Annotated in this window: 2 protein-coding genes; both read right to left on the minus strand. The window is 62.2% G+C overall.

Going from position 1 to position 1,986, the window contains the following annotated elements:
- Window positions 1-214: 214 nt before the first annotated feature.
- Entirely contained in the window at window positions 215-1,369 is a 1,155-nt protein-coding gene (locus EN984_RS32665; protein ID WP_127267885.1) for an ABC transporter substrate-binding protein, read from the minus strand.
- A gap of 220 nt (window positions 1,370-1,589) precedes the next feature.
- Window positions 1,590-1,986 (minus strand): LysR substrate-binding domain-containing protein (locus tag EN984_RS32670; RefSeq protein WP_245480166.1); only part of this gene is annotated, 397 nt, incomplete at its 5' end.

Here is a 1,986-nt window from a genome sequence, read left to right on the forward strand (position 1 = left end):
GTCCTGATCTGTCAGGCAAATCAATTCGGGCTGCGGTGCAGCGTTCTTCTAGCGGGCGTTTGCGCTGCCCCTCATCCGCCTGCCGGCACCTTCTCCCCGTACAGTGACGGGGAGAAGGGAAGCACTCCAAGGCCGGTGACCCCCCTCTCCCCGCTTCTTCACGGGGAGAGGGCAAGGTGAGGGGCGGCGCTGCACTCTCAGGCGAAGCGCGGAATCACCTTCCGCCGATGACGCCGATATAGTCCGACACCCAGCGGTAGTACGGCACGCATTGGTCGTTCTGGGTGGCGCATTTCGACACCGGGGTCTTCCAGAACTTGATCTTGTCGAAGTTCTCGTAGCCGTTGGTCTTGCAGCCCTCGTCGGTCAAAAGCTCATTGCCCTTGCAGGCGGCGGGCACCACGGGCAGCGAACCGAACCAGGCCGAGACGTCGCCCTGCACCTTGGGCGACAGCGAATGTTCCATCCACATATAGGCGCAGTTGGGGTTGGCCGAATCGGCTTCCATCATCGTGGTGTCGGCCCAACCGGTCGCACCCTCCTCCGGAATGGTGGACGCTATCGGCTTCTTGGCGGCGACCAGCGTGTTGACCTGGAAAGGCCACGAGCCGGAAGCGACGACGCCCTCGTTCTGGAAATCGTCGACCTGAATGGCGGCGTCATGCCAGTAGCGGCCGACCAGCGTGCGCTGGACGCGCAGCAGGTCGAGTGCCGCCTTGTACTGGTCCTCGTTCAATTCGTAGGGATCCTTGATGCCGAGTTCCGGCTTGTGGAACATCAGATAGTTGGCGGCGTCCGCGACGTGGATCGGCCCGTCATAGGCCTGGACGCGGCCCTTGTTGGACTTGCCGTCCGGCAGCTTCATTTCCTCGAAGACGACATTCCAGCTCTTGGGAGCTTCCTTGAACACGTCGGTGTTGTACATCAGGACGTTCGGACCCCACTGGTAGGGAACGCCGTAATGGGCGCCGCCAACGGTGAACCACGGCGCGTCCTTGAGGCGCTCGTCGACCGTTTTCCAGCTCGGGATGAGATCGGTGTTGATCGGCTGCACGCGCTTGCCGGCAACGAGGCGCAGCGAAGCATCGCCCGAAGCCGTGACGAGGTCGAAACCGCCCTCATTCATCAGCGAGACCATCTCGTCGGAGGTGTTGGCGGTCTTGACGTTGACCTTGCAGCCGGTCTCCTTCTCGAAGGAGGTCACCCAGTCATAGCCCTTGTCGGTTTCGCCGCGCTCGATGTAGCCCGGCCAGGCAACGATATTGACCTGGCCCTCGCCCTTGCCAAGTTCCTTGACCTGGGCGACGGCTTGACCGGAGAAGGTCAGCGCGACCGTCAGAGCAGTGCACGACTTCAGGAATGAATTCATTGTCGATCTCCCATTTAGGCGCCTGGCCCCGAAGGCCGGTTTCGGTCTTCGCTAGGGGTCACGCGCGGACTGAAAACTGTCAGTTCGTCCGTTGGGCTTGATGCCGCTCTGATGGCGGCTTTGGTCCCTGAACCGGAAAGTGCTTTGAAAATTCCGGTTTCGCAAATTCATTTATCAGAAGGGCGATATCGGTTTTTCCGATAGGTTGGCAGCCGATCTCTCAGGGACGCTGGCGAACCGTCCGTTGCGACTGGGCAAGACCGATGAAATCGCGCGCGGCCTGCGGCAGACCGGAGCCGCGCCGCCAGACCATGCCGACCTGGACCACCGGCAAGGAGCCGGAAATATCGCGCGATTCGATGCGGTCGCCTTCCAGCGACCAGGGCCGGTAGACGAGGTCGGGCAGCAGCGCCACACCGGCGCCGGTGGCGACCAGACTGCGCACGGCTTCCACGGAACGGGTGCGGAAGGCGACATGCGGCTTGGCGCCGATTGCCGTCAGCAGCTTGCCGGTATTCTCCTCGATCTCGTCGACGGTCAGCATGATCAGCGTTTCGGAGGCAATGTCGCCAATGCTGATAATGTCGGCGCCGACGAGCGGATGACCGAGCGGCAGC

It is taken from the genome of Mesorhizobium sp. M7A.F.Ca.CA.004.12.1.1, from assembly GCF_003997835.1.
Taxonomy (GTDB): domain Bacteria; phylum Pseudomonadota; class Alphaproteobacteria; order Rhizobiales; family Rhizobiaceae; genus Mesorhizobium.